The organism is Caproicibacter fermentans, from assembly GCF_009746625.1.
In the GTDB taxonomy this organism is placed as follows: Bacteria; Bacillota; Clostridia; order Oscillospirales; family Acutalibacteraceae; genus Caproicibacter; species Caproicibacter fermentans.
The window spans coordinates 1-1,544 of sequence record NZ_VWXL01000022.1 but is presented as its reverse complement, the minus strand read 5'-3'; the positions used below and the strand labels follow the sequence as shown (position 1 = coordinate 1,544).

The following is a 1,544-nucleotide window of genomic DNA, read 5'->3' as shown; positions in this document are numbered from 1 at the left end:
TGTGTATCATTCCACTCCTTAACATCCGGCCTACCTCCATGGCGTTTCTTTATGCCATGGTAGCCGTTATTCTTGAGTGGGTCAATTCCGCCGGCGATCTCGGTCAATTATACTCCGGCGATAACATTTTTTTGATACAGCAAAAGATGTATATGTATACTTTGGTCGACCAACATGTCCGGATTGTCGCAAGTTTGAGCCAGAACTCAAGCAAGTTATGAATCATACTAATATTCCTGTTTACTATTTTAATACGTTGTATTGGAAGGACAGTAAAAAATATAGTGAAACCATAAAAAAATACAATATTACGGCGGTTCCTTCACTAGTAAATATTCAATCAGGTAATCATTATATAACTTTGAATTTGGATAATTACAGTAATTCGGATAACGAGCAAAAAGAAATTAATGATTTTCTTAGTAATTCCAACACTTCTCCAATCAATAATCCATTTAATACAATTGTCTATTATTGTACTGCCTTTTTATGTTTCAATTTAATCTTGATGATTATTCGCAGGATAAAATTGAAAACTGTAGATATGCCCGTTATGCTAATTAACTCCGCTTTTATATTATTTACTTCTCTGTCAAGTATCTGGCAGGAAGGAATCTATTTGGATAAATATAATTTGTCCGGGAATGGCTATTCCACCATCTTTGTTTTGGTCAACATAGCACTTTTCATTATTATAGTGATTCTTTCACTGCTACACCACAATAAGCCCAAAAACATAAATGTTGAGGAGTGATACTTATGAAAAAAAGACATTTTAGGGTATTAACTAAAAAGATATTTTCGATTATGCTTTTGTTTATAGTAGTGTTTTCCTCTTCATCCACTATTGCAAGCGCCCAAAATGTAAGTCACAATGAAGCGATGTCAACTTCATTAAACATTGCTATCTACGACTACGTTCCTAACCCCAGCAATTTTAAGAAAGCTATTCGGTCAGAATGGAGTAAAATTGAGCCAAATGTATCTTTGAATTTTGTCGATTGGAATTGTTATAAAAAAGACCCCCCCAATAATGTCGATGTATTCGTATTTGATTCTACATATTTGACACATTTTATTCGGGATGGTTATTTAACTCCATTTCAAAAAAATGAAATTGAAAACTCATCAGATATCATTGATTTTGCTATCTCTGGGTGTACAGAAAATAATAAGATATATGCAATCCCACAAATCTTATGCACGAATTTTCTGTATTATAGAAAGAGTGACGTGGCTATTGACCAAGCGCATAACGTCAATCAACTATATCAAGTTATCGGCAATAATACTTCATCCTCTATAATTCCGCCCCCTAATAAAGGATTATTGATCGATATGTCAGGAAAGGATTCACAATCGCTGCTATACCTAGATGCATTAATGGATGCCAATGCGTCATATACTACATATGATATGACCTGCCCCCAAAAGCCGTCCAGATAGAAAGTTAGTAATCACCTGAGATTTTCATGGCGTATTCTGCCGGCGTCAAATTATCCAGAGAACTGTGTGGGCGAAGGTGGTTATATTCATTTCGCCAG

2 protein-coding genes and 1 pseudogene are annotated in these 1,544 nt (G+C 34.9%); 2 read left to right on the top strand and 1 reads right to left on the bottom strand.

Annotation, left to right across the window (positions count from 1 at the left end; genetic code table 11):
* Positions 1–151 precede the first annotated feature (151 nt).
* Together CAFE_RS20615 and bcmE are read left to right on the top strand one after the other, a co-directional pair.
* Positions 152–754 (top strand): annotated as a pseudogene (locus CAFE_RS20615) (thioredoxin family protein); the annotation flags it as partial.
* 5 nt (positions 755–759) lie between these two features.
* Positions 760–1,446: a thiamine pyridinylase gene (bcmE, locus tag CAFE_RS04595; RefSeq protein WP_156989946.1), complete on the top strand. Its 687-nt coding sequence runs from the start codon at positions 760–762 to the stop codon at positions 1,444–1,446.
* Positions 1,447–1,450: 4 nt separating this feature from the next.
* Here the strand turns inward: bcmE and CAFE_RS20610 are convergent.
* On the bottom strand, positions 1,451–1,544 hold a 94-nt coding region (locus CAFE_RS20610), incomplete at its 5' end, for an integrase core domain-containing protein (protein ID WP_139104008.1).